Annotated in this window: 15 protein-coding genes, 1 tRNA gene and 1 pseudogene; 8 read left to right on the top strand and 9 right to left on the bottom strand. The window is 53.9% G+C overall.

Annotated features, from left to right (window positions below; translation table 11 throughout):
• Window positions 1-8: 8 nt before the first annotated feature.
• Entirely contained in the window at window positions 9-1,508 is a 1,500-nt protein-coding gene (gene terL, locus ACOT1A_RS19450) for a phage terminase large subunit (protein ID WP_256145853.1), read from the bottom strand.
• Here terL and ACOT1A_RS19445 point away from each other — a divergent pair.
• The 4 genes and pseudogenes from ACOT1A_RS19445 to ACOT1A_RS19430 all read left to right on the top strand — a co-directional run.
• Window positions 1,465-2,637: pseudogene (locus tag ACOT1A_RS19445) on the top strand (DNA polymerase); the annotation flags it as partial. The gene terL and the pseudogene ACOT1A_RS19445 overlap by 44 nt on opposite strands.
• Window positions 2,638-2,641: 4 nt before the next feature.
• Window positions 2,642-2,860, top strand: coding sequence for an ANR family transcriptional regulator (locus ACOT1A_RS19440; protein WP_058685317.1), 219 nt, complete (start codon window positions 2,642-2,644; stop codon window positions 2,858-2,860).
• Window positions 2,853-3,047 carry a hypothetical protein gene (locus ACOT1A_RS19435; RefSeq protein WP_057781064.1) on the top strand — a complete coding sequence of 65 codons (195 nt, stop codon included), beginning with the start codon at window positions 2,853-2,855 and terminating at the stop codon, window positions 3,045-3,047. The genes ACOT1A_RS19440 and ACOT1A_RS19435 overlap by 8 nt, the downstream gene beginning before the upstream one ends.
• Window positions 3,047-3,316: a VRR-NUC domain-containing protein gene (locus tag ACOT1A_RS19430; RefSeq protein ID WP_105322477.1), complete on the top strand. Its 270-nt coding sequence runs from the start codon at window positions 3,047-3,049 to the stop codon at window positions 3,314-3,316. The genes ACOT1A_RS19435 and ACOT1A_RS19430 overlap by 1 nt, the downstream gene beginning before the upstream one ends.
• On the opposite strand, the gene ACOT1A_RS19425 is transcribed toward ACOT1A_RS19430, so the two are convergent.
• Complete coding sequence (locus ACOT1A_RS19425; RefSeq protein ID WP_063148312.1) at window positions 3,309-4,022, bottom strand: hypothetical protein; 714 nt, start codon at window positions 4,020-4,022, stop codon at window positions 3,309-3,311. The two genes, ACOT1A_RS19430 and ACOT1A_RS19425, sit on opposite strands and share 8 nt — an antisense overlap.
• Window positions 4,023-4,080: 58 nt before the next feature.
• On the opposite strand from ACOT1A_RS19425, the gene ACOT1A_RS19420 reads away from it, so the two are divergent.
• Together ACOT1A_RS19420 and ACOT1A_RS19415 are read left to right on the top strand one after the other, a co-directional pair.
• On the top strand, window positions 4,081-5,481 hold the full coding sequence (locus tag ACOT1A_RS19420) for a DEAD/DEAH box helicase (protein WP_232944554.1): 1,401 nt from the start codon (window positions 4,081-4,083) through the stop codon (window positions 5,479-5,481).
• Window positions 5,478-5,666 carry a helix-turn-helix transcriptional regulator gene (locus ACOT1A_RS19415; protein ID WP_000189281.1) on the top strand — a complete coding sequence of 63 codons (189 nt, stop codon included), beginning with the start codon at window positions 5,478-5,480 and terminating at the stop codon, window positions 5,664-5,666. Before ACOT1A_RS19420 ends, ACOT1A_RS19415 begins: the two co-directional genes overlap by 4 nt.
• Here the strand turns inward: ACOT1A_RS19415 and ACOT1A_RS19410 are convergent.
• The 4 genes from ACOT1A_RS19410 to proB all read right to left on the bottom strand — a co-directional run bounded on the left by ACOT1A_RS19410 (window position 5,663) and on the right by proB (window position 9,544).
• Window positions 5,663-6,835, bottom strand: a complete 1,173-nt coding sequence (locus ACOT1A_RS19410) for a tyrosine-type recombinase/integrase (RefSeq protein WP_063148310.1) — start codon at window positions 6,833-6,835, stop codon at window positions 5,663-5,665. The genes ACOT1A_RS19415 and ACOT1A_RS19410 overlap by 4 nt on opposite strands.
• Window positions 6,836-6,988: 153 nt before the next feature.
• Window positions 6,989-7,064, bottom strand: a tRNA-Thr gene (locus ACOT1A_RS19405).
• Between the two features lie 111 nt (window positions 7,065-7,175).
• The gene (proA, locus tag ACOT1A_RS19400; RefSeq protein ID WP_105322437.1) at window positions 7,176-8,429 is read right to left on the bottom strand and encodes a glutamate-5-semialdehyde dehydrogenase; all 1,254 of its coding nucleotides are present in this window, start codon (window positions 8,427-8,429) and stop codon (window positions 7,176-7,178) included.
• 11 nt (window positions 8,430-8,440) lie between these two features.
• Complete coding sequence (proB, locus tag ACOT1A_RS19395) at window positions 8,441-9,544, bottom strand: glutamate 5-kinase (protein ID WP_015571369.1); 1,104 nt, start codon at window positions 9,542-9,544, stop codon at window positions 8,441-8,443.
• 305 nt (window positions 9,545-9,849) lie between these two features.
• On the opposite strand from proB, the gene phoE reads away from it, so the two are divergent.
• Window positions 9,850-10,902 (top strand): phosphoporin PhoE, encoded by a 1,053-nt coding sequence (gene phoE / locus ACOT1A_RS19390; protein ID WP_022647150.1) that lies wholly within the window; start codon window positions 9,850-9,852, stop codon window positions 10,900-10,902.
• A gap of 131 nt (window positions 10,903-11,033) precedes the next feature.
• On the opposite strand, the gene crl is transcribed toward phoE, so the two are convergent.
• The 3 genes from crl to gpt all read right to left on the bottom strand — a co-directional run bounded on the left by crl (window position 11,034) and on the right by gpt (window position 13,299).
• Complete coding sequence (gene crl, locus ACOT1A_RS19385) at window positions 11,034-11,435, bottom strand: sigma factor-binding protein Crl (protein WP_022647149.1); 402 nt, start codon at window positions 11,433-11,435, stop codon at window positions 11,034-11,036.
• 56 nt (window positions 11,436-11,491) lie between these two features.
• Entirely contained in the window at window positions 11,492-12,736 is a 1,245-nt protein-coding gene (gene frsA / locus ACOT1A_RS19380; protein WP_023305490.1) for an esterase FrsA, read from the bottom strand.
• A gap of 104 nt (window positions 12,737-12,840) precedes the next feature.
• Window positions 12,841-13,299: a xanthine phosphoribosyltransferase gene (gpt, locus tag ACOT1A_RS19375; RefSeq protein ID WP_003863205.1), complete on the bottom strand. Its 459-nt coding sequence runs from the start codon at window positions 13,297-13,299 to the stop codon at window positions 12,841-12,843.
• Between the two features lie 258 nt (window positions 13,300-13,557).
• On the opposite strand from gpt, the gene pepD reads away from it, so the two are divergent.
• Window positions 13,558-15,015: a cytosol nonspecific dipeptidase gene (pepD, locus tag ACOT1A_RS19370; RefSeq protein ID WP_063151176.1), complete on the top strand. Its 1,458-nt coding sequence runs from the start codon at window positions 13,558-13,560 to the stop codon at window positions 15,013-15,015.
• Window positions 15,016-15,017: the final 2 nt, after the last annotated feature.

Genomic DNA, 15,017 nt, shown 5'->3' with positions numbered 1-15,017 from the left:
CTGGCAAGTTAGTAATCGACGTCGACCAGATGATCTCCGTCACTTAACTGCCAATCTTCGCGCGTATGTCCGGTCGGAATCCCGACCACTTTCCCGATGCGTACTGGGGTCTGACTTATTGCTCCCGCGCCGGAGTCGATAAAGTCATCTGGCTGGTTGGTCAGTGCGGGGTTAAAGTCGCGCATCTGGTCATAGACAGGACCGTCGAGCACGTCGGTGTGAGCCCACAGGAACCGCGAGGACAGCGGCGCTTCAAACGCATCGAGGATGCGTTTCTGCTTGTTGGTGATACTGAACTCTTCCCGGACACCGCAGCCCGTCCCCTTGAGCCCCTGACGCAGTAATTTACCCGCGAAGCTGCCCGGGCCGTTTACTTCGACACAAACCACGGGGATCTGATATTTGAGCACCAGCTCTCTGATCTGCGCTACCTGCCCGCCGGCGATTTTGTCGTTATCGTCGAACTCTGCCAGCTCCCCGGTAAGCTCCTGGCAGATATGCCAGTACAAATGCCCCCTGGCATCCGTAAGCATCAGAGAGAATGCAGAGGCGTCAGCTTTAACCTTGCCAGTGGCCACGTCCCACCAGGCAACAGCACCAACGATTTGCACGTTACCCAGCCACAGCGAAGCCGTACGGTTCGCATAGCGAATTTGTGGATGAATGTTGTATTCCCGGATGCGGTCAGGGTCGAGGCGAACGTCTCCGACGGGTTTACTGTGCAGCTGATACTGGCTATCCCACTCGTTAATCGTGCGGGTTTCTTTACGGCGGTTCTCCATTTCTTCACGGGTGAACCGTTCAGGCCAGGCGCAGTCTGCATAAAAATCGATAACCGTGTCCGGTGCGTCCGCAAACTCAACGCCGTCGGCGGTCAGCTTATAATCCACGTTTTCGACCAACAGCCGCGCCGCCTTGTGGATGCCAGCAAAAACATAATCCGGGCGAAAAGGCACTGCGTAGCGCAGCTGCGAGGCCTCTTTCGCTTCAATGCGCTTTTCTTTATCAAATAACCGGATGGTAAGACAGTCGGCGCCCATAGACTCCACCTCATCATAAAGGCTATCATGCGTGTGCGGTGTACCGATATAAAGTTTGCGTCCGCCGGGGATCAGGATGTGGGTTTGCTCTCCCAGGCGATAGCGCAGCTTTTCGCGTGCCTCCGGAGTCTGGATATTACGTGGTACCTCTACGTCGTCGTTCTGGCATTCGTTGGCGCGCGCTGAGGTTACGTTAGACAGGATGCCTTTTGCGTACATGCTGCCGTTACGTAAATCCAGCGCACCATTAACCCACCATTGCTCAACGGTTCCCTGCCCGTCAGGAAGCATGCCTTTGGTCAGCGGATGGTTACGCAGGACGTTCTGAGTGTCACGGCTGGTTTTATACGCGGTTCCGTCTGATTCAGACTGATGCAGAATGCGGTACTGGCGATCACAGTAATACCGCCAGGCGTTATAGACAGCGCTGATGAAGGGCGTGAGCAGTGACGGGCGTCTGCGCGGCACGCTGCAGTTCTGCGGCGCATCGCGAACAGGACGCTGGGCCGGGCGGTTGTTCCAGCCCCAGAATCTGCCCCGCCCTTCACTTGAGCAGGACCAGATAGACGAGGGTATCGAGGCGCTGAAAGCCGGATGCGCCGATCTGCTTTTCGATAACATCATGGAGCTGACCAGCTCGGCGCTGCGCGGCTGCATCATGGCCCCCGCGGGCAAAAAGCTGGTGGTTAGCGACCTGTCGAATATCGAGGGGCGAAAACTGGCCTGGCTTGCCGGCGAGCAGTGGAAGCTGGACGCATTCCGGGAGTATGACGAGGGGACCGGACCGGACCTGTATAAACTGGCCTACGCCCGCGCCTTCAATATCTCGCCGGACGATGTTGATAAATACCAGCGCCAAATCGGCAAGGTGATGGAGCTGGGCCTCGGCTTCGGCGGGGGGGTTGCGGCATTTCTTACCTTCGCCCTGGTCTACGGTCTCGACCTCGACGAGCTTGCGAACGCCGCGCTGCCGAATATCCCCCGTGATGTCATCCGCGAGGCGAAAAGCTGGTACGACGAATCGGTTAAACGTAAATCGACCTTTGGCCTGTCAGAGCGGGTTTTTATCGCATGTGACTCGCTCAAGCGCCTGTGGCGCCGGGCGCATCCCGCAACCTGCGATTTCTGGTACGAGCTCGAGCGCACCGTCCGCACCGCCATCGCTACACCCAAAAAGACGCTGTACTGCGGCTATCTGAAAATCCGCCGTGATGGTGCATGGCTGCGCATACAGCTGCCATCCGGGCGCGCACTGTGCTACCCGTCTCCGTCCATCGAGAAGGGGAATATCACCTACCAGGGCGTTAACTCCTACTCGCGCAAATGGCAGCGGCTCAAAACCTACGGCGGAAAGCTGGTGGAAAACGTCACTCAGGCGGCCGCCCGCGACGTTTTGGCCGGAAACATGCCGCTGATCGAGGATGCCGGTTACAGCATTGTGCTGACGGTACACGATGAGGTGATCACCGAAGCGCCGGACACTGACGATTTCAACGATAAAGCGCTCTCCGCGCTGCTCTCCACTAACCCCGAATGGGCGCCCGACATCCCGCTGAACGCTGGCGGCTTCGAGGCGTATCACTACCGTAAGGATTAACCCTATGTCATTTAAATATCGGGACAGTCCGCTTTATTACCGGACTGCGCGGGAGGCTTTGCGCCTTGAGCAGTCCGGCGAATATGACCGGGCGGCAAAGGTCTGGTCCAAAGCCAACCGCGAATCACGTAACGAACTTAATCAGGACTGGAGCGAACGCCGGTCTGATTTTTGCCTGATGCAGAACATGCGCGAAAAGCGTAAGGCGGTGGACGATGCCTAACATTGACAATAAGGGGTGGGGTTTTCCCGCTCTGTCGAAAAAAGCGCATTTCTTTAATTCGGGGGAAGCCATATCACTATGTGGTAAATGGATGTTCACTGGCATCAGGATTGATGAATGGCATGAACACCCTGAGAACTGCGCTACCTGCATGAAGAAACGCAAAAAGCAGGAAGGTGAAAAATAATGGCCTATGAACGTGAAAGCCTTATCGAAAAGCACCTCGTCGCCGAAGTGAGAAAGGCTGGCGGGGTAGCCTTTAAGTTCGTGTCACCCGGTCGCCGCTCGGTACCAGATCGTATTGTCCTGCTCCCCGGCGGCCGTCTCGTCTTTGTCGAATGCAAAGCACCAGGCAAATCACCGCGCTCCGACCAGCTGCGCGAACACGAAAGGCTGCGCGCGCTGGGCTTTACCGTGGTAGTACTGGATAGCAAAAATCTGGAGGGAATTATTTGAAATCGCGATTGAAAAAACAATCACGAATTTTATTTAACTGTTCTTTTGATTTAATAGAAGTCAACTCACCTACTGACGAAACGTCTTTAAGTAAAAAACTAACGCCAGAGGAATCGCAAGAACCAAAGATCATACGCCCGCCATTTGAGCTTAATAACACGTATTTTTCATCTTGTTTTAATTGAAAGTACTGTGATTTAGCGTACGACGAAAAGGAACCTATAAGGTTAGGTCCTGTATTAAGAAGAAAAGCAGAAACAACCAATACAAAAACACCAGACTTGGGATGCTTAATATCATCGAAGTAGGAAAGAATAATATAAAAAGACAATATGGGTACTGTTGCGTAACCAAATATGGTACTCATGCCGATTGCTTTTTTATCATTGAAGAAAGAAAAGGGGTTAACGGCAGAAAAAACCCTTAGATACAATGATATTAAAATAATCCCAAATATTAATACCAACCACCCTTTACTCATAGATGAAGGGTATAGCAGCATAGGTGCAAAGATAATAAGCGCAAGAGCAAAGAAATAAGCAAAAGTTCGCAATAAAACATCGAGATCGAACGCTATATACTCCTCTGGGTATCCATAGTAGTTAGCTATCGACAACTGATAAAAATAAGATACCAAATACCCTACCGATGTCAAAATAGCTACTAATGGGAAATTACCTTTTAATGCTTTCTTTAATTCTTCCATGGCAAATACAATCTAATGGGGAATGGTAATTTGCATAATAACACAAGGAGGCTATGTGATCTTATCAAGCAAGACTTTCACCCCCCGCCTTTATCAAAACCTCATCATCAACCACGAAATCGATACTCTGCGCTGCAACATCTGGGCGGGCATGGGCATGGGTAAAACCGTGGCGACGCTCACCACGCTGGAAGATCTCTTCATGGCAGGAGCGGAGACGCAGCCCGCGCTAGTCCTCGCACCGCTGCGAGTGGCAGCCAGCACATGGCCGGATGAAGCGGTGAAATGGGGGCACCTGCGCAATATCGAGGTGCAGCCGATTGTTGGTAACGCTAAGGCGCGCGCCGCGGCGCTGGCGAACAGCAACGCGAGCGTGTTTACCATCAACTACGACAATCTGATATGGCTGGTGGAAGAGCTGGGCGGCCGCTGGCCGTTCGGTACCGTCATCCCCGACGAAAGCACCCGGCTGAAATCTTTCCGGCTACGAGGTGGAGGTAAGCGCGCGGCGGCGCTAGGCAAGGTGGCACATAAGCACGTCCGGCGGTGGATGAATCTCACCGGTACGCCAGCGCCGAACGGTCTGGTAGATTTGTGGGGGCAAGCGTGGTTTGTGGATCAGGGGCAGCGTCTCGGGCGCACCTACGGCGCGTTTACTTCCCGCTGGTTCAACTCAATACAGTTTCCGGGGCAGAGCTGTACGAAACTGGAGCCGTTCGCCCATTCGCAGAGCGAAATACAGCGGGCGCTGGCCGACGTGACTATCTCCCTCGATGCCGCCGACTGGTTCGACATCAAAGAGCCCATCCATAACGTGATCCGCGTAGATATGCCGCCGAAAGCCCGCCAGCAGTATCGCGAAATGGAAAAGGAAATGTTCCTCGAGCTGAACGGCGAAGGCATCGAAGCACCAAACGCCGCGGCAAAGACGATGAAGTGTCTGCAAATTGCCAGCGGTGCGGTGTACACCGACGACGCCGGAAGCTGGTCAGAACTGCACGACGCGAAGCTCCAGGCGCTGGACAGCATTCTCACCGAAGCGGCTGGCGCACCGGTGCTGGTGGCCTACCACTGGAAACACGACCTCGAGCGTTTGCTTAAAGCATTTCCTCGCGGTCGCCACCTCGACCAAGATCCACAGACGCTACGCGACTGGAATGCCGGGAAAATCCCTGTCCTGTTCGCACACCCGGCCAGCGCAGGCCACGGCCTGAATATGCAGGACGGCGGGAACATACTGGTGTTTTTCTCGCACTGGTGGGATCTGGAGCAGTACCAGCAAATTATCGAACGCATCGGGCCCACCCGGCAGATTCAAGCCGGACACAACCGCCTGGTGTTTATTCACCACATTATCGCTGCCGACACTATGGACGAAATGGTGATGGAGCGGCGCAACTCAAAACGAACAGTGCAGGACATCCTGCTCGATGCCATGAAAAAGAGAGGTATAGCATGACACCGGTTATCTCTGACACTGACCTGATTAACATCAAAGAGGTTGAGCGCTCTGTTGGCCTGAAAAAATCCAGTATTTATGAGCGCATCAGTAATAACGAGTTTCCGAAGCCTAAGAAGCTCGGGAGCCGAACCTCCCGCTGGGTACGCGGCGAGGTCGAAGAGTGGAAAAAACAGTTTCTTTAAATCAAACGCAGCTGGTCAATATAATCCGCATACCACTGCATCATCTCCCGACGCCCTTCCATATACAGGGCATGGTTATAAACCCCGCGTATAATGTTCTTATCCACGTGAGCGATCTGGAGTTCAACCCAGTCAGAGTTGAATCCTTTATCGTTAAGGATAGTGCTGAATGTATGCCGGAAGCCATGCCCTACTACCCTCCCCTTATAACCCAGCGTGTGGATCATCCTGTTTATTGTGTTCTCGCTCATGACCTTTGACGGATCATTCCTGCCCGGAAACATATTCACGTATCGACCTGTCAGACCGTGCAGCTCTTTCAGCAAGACAACAAGCTGATCGGAGAGCGGTACCAGGTGCGGGCGATCCATCTTCATAAATTCGGCGGGTATCTCCCACAGCCGATTATCGAAATCTATCCATTCCCATTTTGAATGCCGCAGTTCGTAAGTACGCAGCCCTGCCAGCATCATGATCTGCAACCCCAGCCGGGGGAGCGGGCTCCCCTTGTAACTCTCAAGCGCCGCGAGAAAATCGGGCAGTTCTTCAGCCGTCAGGAACGGGAAGGACTCTCCTTTATGCCCGGTCATTGCGCTGTTCAGTTCGCTGACGGGGTTATACTTCGCGCGCCCGGTCGCAACTGCATAGCTGAACACCTCACCACACCACCGACGTGTTTTGGCTGCTTTCTCGGTTGCGCCGCGATTCTCAATTTTACGCAGCGCCGTCAACATCTGGACCGGTTCGATCTCAGCAACAGGCAATCGTCCAACTGCTGGAAAGATATCTTTATTGAACGCTTCGAGAATGTCAGAGGCATAGCCAGGCGACCAGCGCGGCTTCTTGAATTCGTGCCATTCTGTGGCAATCTCTTTAAACGTGATCGTCTTTGCTGCCGCAGCTGCGGCATGGCTTTTGACCTTCACCGGGTCAACACCTGCTGCAACGTTCCGCCTGGCCTCGTCTCGTTTTTCGCGAGCGGCCGCTAGCGAAACAACCGGATACACACCGAGCGCCAGCATCTTTTCTTTACCGGCGAAGGTATAACGATAGCGCCAGTATTTCGCCCCGCTGGTTTTCACCAGCAGGATAAGCCCGTTACCGTCCGGCAGCTTATAGTCTTTCTCGGCAGGCTTTGCCGTCTCGACCTGTCGCGCGTTTAGTTTCATAGGTACCCGCCTCAAACTCAGATACCCGTTTATGTACCCGTTTTAAATTTGGATTGCAACGGTAAAAGGTGGATAACGGCGGACAGATAGAACATCCAACACCGCGAAAAACAAGGAAAAATGGACATTTGAGGATGATGCTGGATGAAATGATGGTGCCGATAATAGGAGTCGAACCTACGACCTTCGCATTACGAATGCGCTGCTCTACCAACTGAGCTATATCGGCCCTGAGAGACCGGTTACGAGCGTAACCACGGGGCAAAAGAGTAGATCTAACGGGGTGATGCGTCAATGCCCTTTTGAATCAAACGGCTATTTTTGCATCACCCGCGATTATTTACGCACGAATGGTATCATCACCGAAGCCGATCCACTTGTAGGTGGTCAGTGCTTCCAGCCCCATCGGACCGCGGGCATGCAGCTTCTGAGTGCTCACAGCCACCTCTGCACCCAGACCAAACTGGCTGCCATCGGTGAAGCGCGTCGAGGCATTCACGTAAACCGCAGACGAATCCACTTCATTCACAAAACGATCGGCATTGCGCAGGGTGCGCGTCAGGATCGCGTCAGAATGCTGGGTTCCGTGTTCACGAATGTGCGCAATAGCGTCATCGAGATCCGCAACTACCTTCACGTTCAGATCCAGCGACAAATACTCATCGTCGTACTGCTCCGCGTTAACCGGAACGACCTTTGCCGGACCGTCTTTCAGCAGGGCGAGAGCCTTCTCGTCCGCATGCAGCGTAACGCCACTTTCCGCCATCTGCTTGCTCAGCGCTGGCAGGAAGGTACTGGCGATGCCCTGATGCACCAGCAGCGTTTCCACCGTATTACAGGTGCTTGGACGCTGAGTTTTAGCGTTGACGATAATCTTCAGTGCAGGTTCGATCTCCGCGGTGTCATCCACCACGATATGGCATACGCCAATACCGCCGGTAATGACCGGAATGGTGGAATGCTCACGGCACAGCTTGTGCAGGCCCGCGCCGCCGCGTGGGATGAGCATGTCGATGTGTTTGTCCATGCGCAGCATCTCGTTCACCAGCGCACGATCGGGGCTTTCAATCGCCTGCACGGCAGCCGCCGGTAAGCCGCACTCTTCCAGCGCCTGCTGAATGACGTTCACCGTGGCGGCGTTGGTGCGCCAGGTCTCTTTCCCGCCACGCAGGATAGCGGCGTTACCGGTTTTCAGGCACAGGGAGGCAACATCCACCGTCACGTTTGGACGCGCTTCGTAAATCACACCGATGACGCCGAGTGGCACACGACGACGCTCAAGGCGTAACCCGCTGTCGAGCACCCCACCGTCAATCACCTGCCCTACCGGGTCGGCGAGGTTGCACACCTGACGGACGTCGTCGGCGATACCTTTCAGACGCGCCGGGGTCAATGCCAGACGGTCGAGCATCGCTTCGCTCAAGCCGTTGCGACGCGCTTCCAGCAGATCCTGCTCGTTGGCGAGCAAAATTTCCTGCGACTGGGATTCCAGATAATCAGCGATTTTTTCCAGCACGCGGTTTTTCTCGCGGCTGGAAAGGAGCGCCAGTTTATACGAGGCGGCTTTCGCGGCTGCGCCCATTTGTTCCAGCATGTTCTGGCTCCTTAACGAATAATCATGTCGTCGCGATGCACGGCAACCGGGCCATATTCATAGCCCAGGATGGCGTCGATCTGCTGGGAATGGTGGCCAGCAATCCGACGCAGCGCGTCGCTGTTATAACGGCTTACGCCATGAGCGATGTCGCGACCTTCAAGGTTACGGATTCGGATCACTTCACCACGCGAGAAGTTGCCTGTCACGCTTTTAATTCCTTTTGGAAGCAACGAGCTTCCTCTTTCCAGAATAGCGGCGGTCGCGCCTTCATCCACGGTCAATTCACCAGCCGGGGGCGCGCCAAAGATCCAGCGTTTGCGGTTTTCCAGCGGGGACGCCTGGGCGTGGAAGCGTGTGCCCACAGAGATGCCTTCCATCACATCACCTATCACGCCCGGACGGCTGCCCGCGGCAATGATGGTGTCGATACCGGCCCGGCACGCCACGTCCGCAGCCTGGAGCTTGGTGCCCATACCGCCTGTCCCAAGACCAGAAACGCTGTCTCCCGCAATGGCACGCAGCGCATCGTCAATGCCGTGAACGTCTTTGATCAGTTCTGCCTGTGGATTGGAACGCGGGTCAGCGGTAAACAGCCCCTGCTGATCGGTCAGAAGCAGCAGCTTATCGGCCCCTGCCAGGATCGCCGCCAGCGCAGAGAGGTTATCGTTGTCGCCTACTTTGATTTCAGCGGTGGCAACAGCGTCGTTTTCGTTGATGACCGGAACGATATGGTTATCCAGCAGCGCGCGCAGCGTATCGCGGGCGTTCAGGAAACGTTCTCTGTCTTCCATATCCGCACGCGTCAGCAGCATCTGCCCGACGTGAATGCCATAAATGGAGAACAGTTGTTCCCAGAGCTGTATGAGTCGGCTTTGTCCTACGGCGGCCAGCAGCTGTTTGGAGGCGATCGTCGCGGGGAGTTCGGGGTAGCCCAGGTGTTCACGCCCGGCGGCAATCGCCCCGGAGGTCACAATCACAATACGATGCCCTGCGGCATGCAACTGAGCGCACTGACGTACAAGCTCAACGATATGGGCACGATTAAGGCGGCGCGATCCGCCTGTTAACACACTGGTACCGAGTTTTACCACCAGCGTCTGGCTGTCACTCATGATTCTCTGCCGTTCAACAATAAGGGAAAATGATGTCAGTCAGACGTTTTAACAGGTGTCAGCCCCGTTGCCAACTGCCTTAGCACATCACCCGTCACTTTGTTGCGCGGGATCAGGAAGCGTAGCGGCAGATTTTGACAATTTTATTACCGAAAAATTAAAACATACTTTTTTAGACATATTCTTACTTTGTCATAAAACGTTCACCCACTAACGATAAAACCCTTCCTGTTTTTCACGGGGTAATAAGTTGAATCTTATTGCTCAGCGAATATTAGCGCGTTTTTATAAAATCAGGATTGAAAATGAAAAAGAGCACTCTGGCATTAGTGGTAATGGGCGTAGTTGCATCCACATCTGTTCACGCAGCAGAAGTTTATAATAAAAACGGTAATAAACTGGACGTGTACGGCAAAGTAAAAGCAATGCACTACCTCAGTGATGATGACGCGAAGGATGGTGACCAGACTTACGTTCGTTTTGGCTTTAAGGGTGAAACGCAGATTAACGATCAGCTGACGGGCTACGGACGTTGGGAAGCAGAGTTCGCGGGTAACAAAGCAGAAAGCGACTCTTCTCAAAAAACGCGCCTGGCATTTGCGGGTATTAAACTGAAAGATTTTGGTTCTTTTGATTACGGTCGTAACCTGGGTGCGCTGTATGACGTCGCCGCATACACCGATATGTTCCCGGAGTTCGGCGGTGACGGCCTGGCGCAGACCGATAATTTCATGACGAAACGCGCTTCCGGTCTGGCTACATACCGTAATACCGATTTCTTTGGCATGGTTGACGGTCTTAATATGACCCTGCAATACCAGGGTAAAAATGAAAACCGCGACGTGAAGAAGCAAAACGGTGACGGCTTCGGTACCTCCCTGAGCTATGACTTCGGCGGCAGCGATTTCTCTGTGATTGGTGCGTATGCCAGCTCCGATCGCACCAATGAGCAAAACCTTCAGGCACGCGGCGAAGGTAAAAAAGCAGAAGGCTGGGCGACCGGTCTGAAATATGATGCCAACGATATATATCTGGCCACTCTCTATTCTGAAACCCGCAATATGGCCCCTATTTCCGGTGGCTTTGCAAATAAAGCGCAAAACTTCGAAGTGGTTGCGCAATATCAGTTTGACTTTGGTCTGCGCCCATCTCTGGGTTACGTGCAGTCTAAAGGCAAAGATATCGAAGGCATCGGCGATGAAGATATCGTGAAATACATCGATGTAGGTGCGACCTATTATTTCAACAAAAACATGTCTGCGTTTGTTGATTATAAAATCAACCAGATCGATGACGATAATAAACTGGGCGTAAGCAGCGATGATATCGTTGCGCTGGGCATGACCTACCAGTTCTGATGTTGTGGTAATAAAAAAACCGGCGCTGAGCCGGTTTTTTTGTGCCCGGTGACGCTGTGCTTACCGGACCTGGGGAGTAATACGTTTTTAGGCCGGGTAAGGCGTAGCCGCCACCCGGCGCTGTGACATCATCAGGCTCTCAGTTTCACCGCTTCGCTGGAAAAATCGTCCGCAGGCTCCAGCTTCAGATCCAGCGTTGCCAGCAGGTCGCGAGCTCTGCCGTGAAATTCTTTTAGCGTATGCTCCAGGCGATCGATCACTTCCTGATCTTTGATGCTCGTCGCCTGCCAGTGCCCGTCTTTATTAAACAGGCCAAACTGATAGCTATAGGTAAAACGGTTTTCCTGTGCTTCCATTTCCATCCACCAGCCCCAGAACTCACGTTTTTCGGGTGCAGGCTTCACGTTGACGCAAACAGCCAGGCAGTCGAAAAAAAAGCGATTCTCTTCACACTGCTCTTCTCGAATATACGGGCCAAGAGCCATGAACTTCTTAATCAGTCTACTTTTCGGGTGTCCACTCGGTAACGTCATTGCGATCTCCTTTTGTGAAGCACTGTTTTACCAAACCAACGAAATTTAGCAAACTATTAACACAATCTCTGCGTGATCCAGCGTGTGATCTCTTTAAGCGCTTTGTCAAAATTCTGGTACACCGGGCTGAAGGGTACCTCCAGCAATTTGCCATCCGAAGATGACGAGGTGATTAAGCGTGACTCCTCTTCCGGGCTAAATGGATCGTTCTTCCAGAAACCGGACATCATCGGGGTTGGGCAACGGCGGCCCAGCAAGCCCTGCGTTTTTAATGAATACCGATTAAGTTCAATGCGCAACGCTTCATCTGAAGCATCATGCATGCCAAGTCGGCTCGCCAGCACGTCCAGATACATTTCAGGAACGCTACCCTGACGCGCAGGCTCGCTTAGCAGTGCATGCACTACCGGACCAAGACAGGCGACGGCCTTCAGGCGGGAAGATTCAAGGTAGGCCAGCCGTACCGCGACGTTAGCGCCAAAGCGGAAGCCAAACGCACCTACCCGGGTATGGTCAACCCAGGGGATATTCTCCAGCGCTTTTAATGCATGCTGGTGCAGCAGGCTGGAGTCTTGCGTAAGTTTCCATTTGGATGAAAAACCAATTGATGGCATATCGAGCGTCAGCATGGCGATCCCGTTTGGGGCAAAGTAGCGCTCATACAGGCTGTAATAATCAATTTGTAACGAATCCAGGCCGCCGCACATCAGAACCGTCGGGAACGGGCCTTCCCCCTCCGGCATATGCAGGAATCCAGTCACCGGGCTACCGCCGGGAATGGCGAACTCAATTTCACGCATCCGGCCAGGCAGCCGCTGGGCGGCCTCTTCATAAGCCCGGTTTGCCAGCGCCTGGGCCTGCTCCGCCAGTTCGTCTCCTTTCAGATGCGGGTATGCAGCGATGCTGTAAAGGTTTGCCGCATGCAGCCAGTGTTTGCCGCTGAGAGTGGCATCTTCTTCCTGGCTCGCTTTTTGCTGCCAGAGCATGGCCTGCTTTGACCATTCGTAGATCCAGTTCCCACCACGGTAGCCCACTACCGTGTCGTAGAGATCGCTGTCGGTGCGCTCAGACTCGCTCATCACGATACGCGCCTGCACGTCGAGGATTTCACGTGGATCGATACCGCGCCAGATCCACATCAGGCGATTAATCATGCGATACCAGTGGGGCACGTTTTTACCATCTAGCGCTGACTGTACAGCAGGCATGGTCCCCGGATTAAACCGACGCACCAGCGTCGAGGTTTCAGGGTGCTTGAAACGGGGTTTGAAAAGAGTTTCGGTGAGATTCGCCTGCGCCATTGCGTTGCCTCCATGGATACATCACTTGGAGACCATTGTAACGCGTGGCAGGCCAAAAAGAACAACGCCCGGCATAACCGGGCGTGTAAAGTTACGTACTGAAATTAACGGCCAGAGATAGGCGGTACGAAGACCACGCCCATATCCCATGGCTGTTCAATCCAGGTATCCTGCGGGATATCAATGACGTAATCATCAACCAGGGGACGACCCGCTGGTTTCGCGAAGATAGTGACGAAGTGCGCTTTTGGATACATTTCGCGGATAGCCACAGCGGTACCGCCGGTGTCCACCAGATCGTCGATAACGATAAAGCCTTCACCGTCGCCTTCCGCGCGCTTCAGCACTTTCAGCTCACGCTGGTTATCGTGGTCATAGCTGGAGATACATACGGTATCGACATGACGAATACCCAGCTCACGTGCCAGCAGCGCCCCCGGTACCAGACCGCCACGGCTGACGGCAATAATGCCTTTCCACTGTTCGGAAGGCATCAGACGCGCAGCCAGTTTGCGTGCGTGAATCTGCAACATGTCCCAGGTGACGACGTATTTTTCGCTCATGTGAAGTGTCCCAGCCTGTTTATATACGGCTTAAAAAAATGAGGGTGAACCAGGTTGCGCGAGATTATAGAGATCTGACGCACTAAAAACCAGTGTTACGCGCCATGAGCCTGAGTTTTTACATGCTTAATGCTACCAGCCACGGGAGAAAGTGGTATTCTCAGATGCATCTCGCAAGCCCGTCTTGTGGTAACGATTAACCTGCTAACCCAGTGACCTGCAACATTGTTTTGCAGCGCAACGACAAGGAGACCTATCGTGTCTGAACTGTCTCAATTATCTCCACAGCCGCTGTGGGATATTTTTGCCAAAATCTGCTCCATTCCGCACCCTTCCTATCACGAAGAACAGCTTGCCGAACATATTATGGGCTGGGCAAAGGAAAAAGGTCTGCACGCTGAGCGCGACCAGGTTGGCAATATTCTCATCCGCAAACCTGCCACCCCAGGTATGGAAAACCGCAAGCCGGTTGTATTGCAGGCGCACCTGGACATGGTTCCGCAGAAAAACAACGACACCGTTCACGACTTCACAAAAGACCCGATTCAGCCGTACATCGACGGTGAGTGGGTGAAGGCGCGCGGCACGACCCTGGGCGCAGATAACGGTATTGGTATGGCTTCCGCGCTGGCCGTGCTGGCTGACGACAGCGTTGAACACGGTCCGCTGGAAGTACTGCTGACCATGACTGAAGAAGCGGGCATGGATGGCGCGTTCGGTCTCCAGGCAAACTGGCTGCAAGCGGACATTCTGATCAACACCGACTCCGAAGAAGAAGGTGAGATCTACATGGGCTGCGCGGGCGGGATCGATTTCATCTCTACCCTGCCGCTGTCCCGCGAAGCGATTCCTGCCGGATTCGAAACCTTTAAGCTGACGCTGAAAGGGCTGAAAGGCGGTCACTCCGGCGGCGATATCCATCTGGGCCTGGGCAACGCCAACAAACTGCTGGCACGTTTCCTGGCGGGCCATGCAGTTGAACTGGATTTGCGTCTGGTGGACTTCAACGGCGGCACTCTGCGTAACGCGATCCCTCGCGAAGCCTTCGCGACCGTGGCGGTGCCTGCGGCGAAAGCGGAAGAGCTGAAAAACCTCTCCAGCCTGTATCTGGATACCCTGAAAAACGAGCTGTCTGAGAAAGAGAAAAACCTGACGGTGGTACTGGAGTCCGTTACAACGGATAAAGCCGCGCTGACCACTCAGTCTCGTGACACGTTCGTCCAGTTGCTGAACGCAACGCCAAACGGCGTGATCCGCAATTCTGACGTCGCAAAAGGCGTGGTTGAAACCTCCCTGAACGTGGGCGTAGTGACCATGGGCGACGACAGCGCAGAGATCATTTGCCTGATCCGTTCCCTGATCGACAGCGGTAAAGAGTACGTTGTGAGCATGCTGGAATCTCTGGGTACCCTGGCGGGCGCGAAAACGTCTGCAAAAGGCAGCTACCCTGGCTGGCAGCCGGATGCAAGTTCTCCGGTCATGGCACTGGTGCGTGAAACTTATCAGAGACTGTTCAACAGCACCCCGAACATTCAGGTTATTCACGCGGGTCTGGAATGTGGTCTGTTCAAGAAACCGTATCCGGATATGGACATGGTCTCCATCGGGCCGACCATCACGGGGCCACACTCCCCGGATGAGCAGGTTCACATTGAAAGCGTCGGTCACTACTGGACGCTGCTGACTGAGCTGCTGAAAGCAATCCCTGTTAAGTAATA

The sequence above is a fragment of the Enterobacter cloacae complex sp. SYL003 genome (genome assembly GCF_049236925.1).
In the GTDB taxonomy this organism is placed as follows: domain Bacteria; phylum Pseudomonadota; class Gammaproteobacteria; order Enterobacterales; family Enterobacteriaceae; genus Enterobacter; species Enterobacter intestinihominis.
This window is presented reverse-complemented; position numbering and strand designations above follow the sequence as displayed.

Excerpts from the sequence above, each read along its gene's own strand:
- ACOT1A_RS19440 (WP_058685317.1), top strand. The coding sequence starts at position 2,642 with ATGTCATTTAAATATCGGGACAGTCCGCTTTATTACCGGACTGCGCGG.
- ACOT1A_RS19435 (WP_057781064.1), top strand. The coding sequence starts at position 2,853 with ATGCCTAACATTGACAATAAGGGGTGGGGTTTTCCCGCTCTGTCGAAA.
- ACOT1A_RS19430 (WP_105322477.1), top strand. The coding sequence starts at position 3,047 with ATGGCCTATGAACGTGAAAGCCTTATCGAAAAGCACCTCGTCGCCGAA.
- ACOT1A_RS19425 (WP_063148312.1), bottom strand. The coding sequence starts at position 4,022 with ATGGAAGAATTAAAGAAAGCATTAAAAGGTAATTTCCCATTAGTAGCT.
- ACOT1A_RS19415 (WP_000189281.1), top strand. The coding sequence starts at position 5,478 with ATGACACCGGTTATCTCTGACACTGACCTGATTAACATCAAAGAGGTT.
- ACOT1A_RS19410 (WP_063148310.1), bottom strand. The coding sequence starts at position 6,835 with ATGAAACTAAACGCGCGACAGGTCGAGACGGCAAAGCCTGCCGAGAAA.
- proA (WP_105322437.1), bottom strand. The coding sequence starts at position 8,429 with ATGCTGGAACAAATGGGCGCAGCCGCGAAAGCCGCCTCGTATAAACTG.
- proB (WP_015571369.1), bottom strand. The coding sequence starts at position 9,544 with ATGAGTGACAGCCAGACGCTGGTGGTAAAACTCGGTACCAGTGTGTTA.
- phoE (WP_022647150.1), top strand. The coding sequence starts at position 9,850 with ATGAAAAAGAGCACTCTGGCATTAGTGGTAATGGGCGTAGTTGCATCC.
- crl (WP_022647149.1), bottom strand. The coding sequence starts at position 11,435 with ATGACGTTACCGAGTGGACACCCGAAAAGTAGACTGATTAAGAAGTTC.
- frsA (WP_023305490.1), bottom strand. The coding sequence starts at position 12,736 with ATGGCGCAGGCGAATCTCACCGAAACTCTTTTCAAACCCCGTTTCAAG.
- gpt (WP_003863205.1), bottom strand. The coding sequence starts at position 13,299 with ATGAGCGAAAAATACGTCGTCACCTGGGACATGTTGCAGATTCACGCA.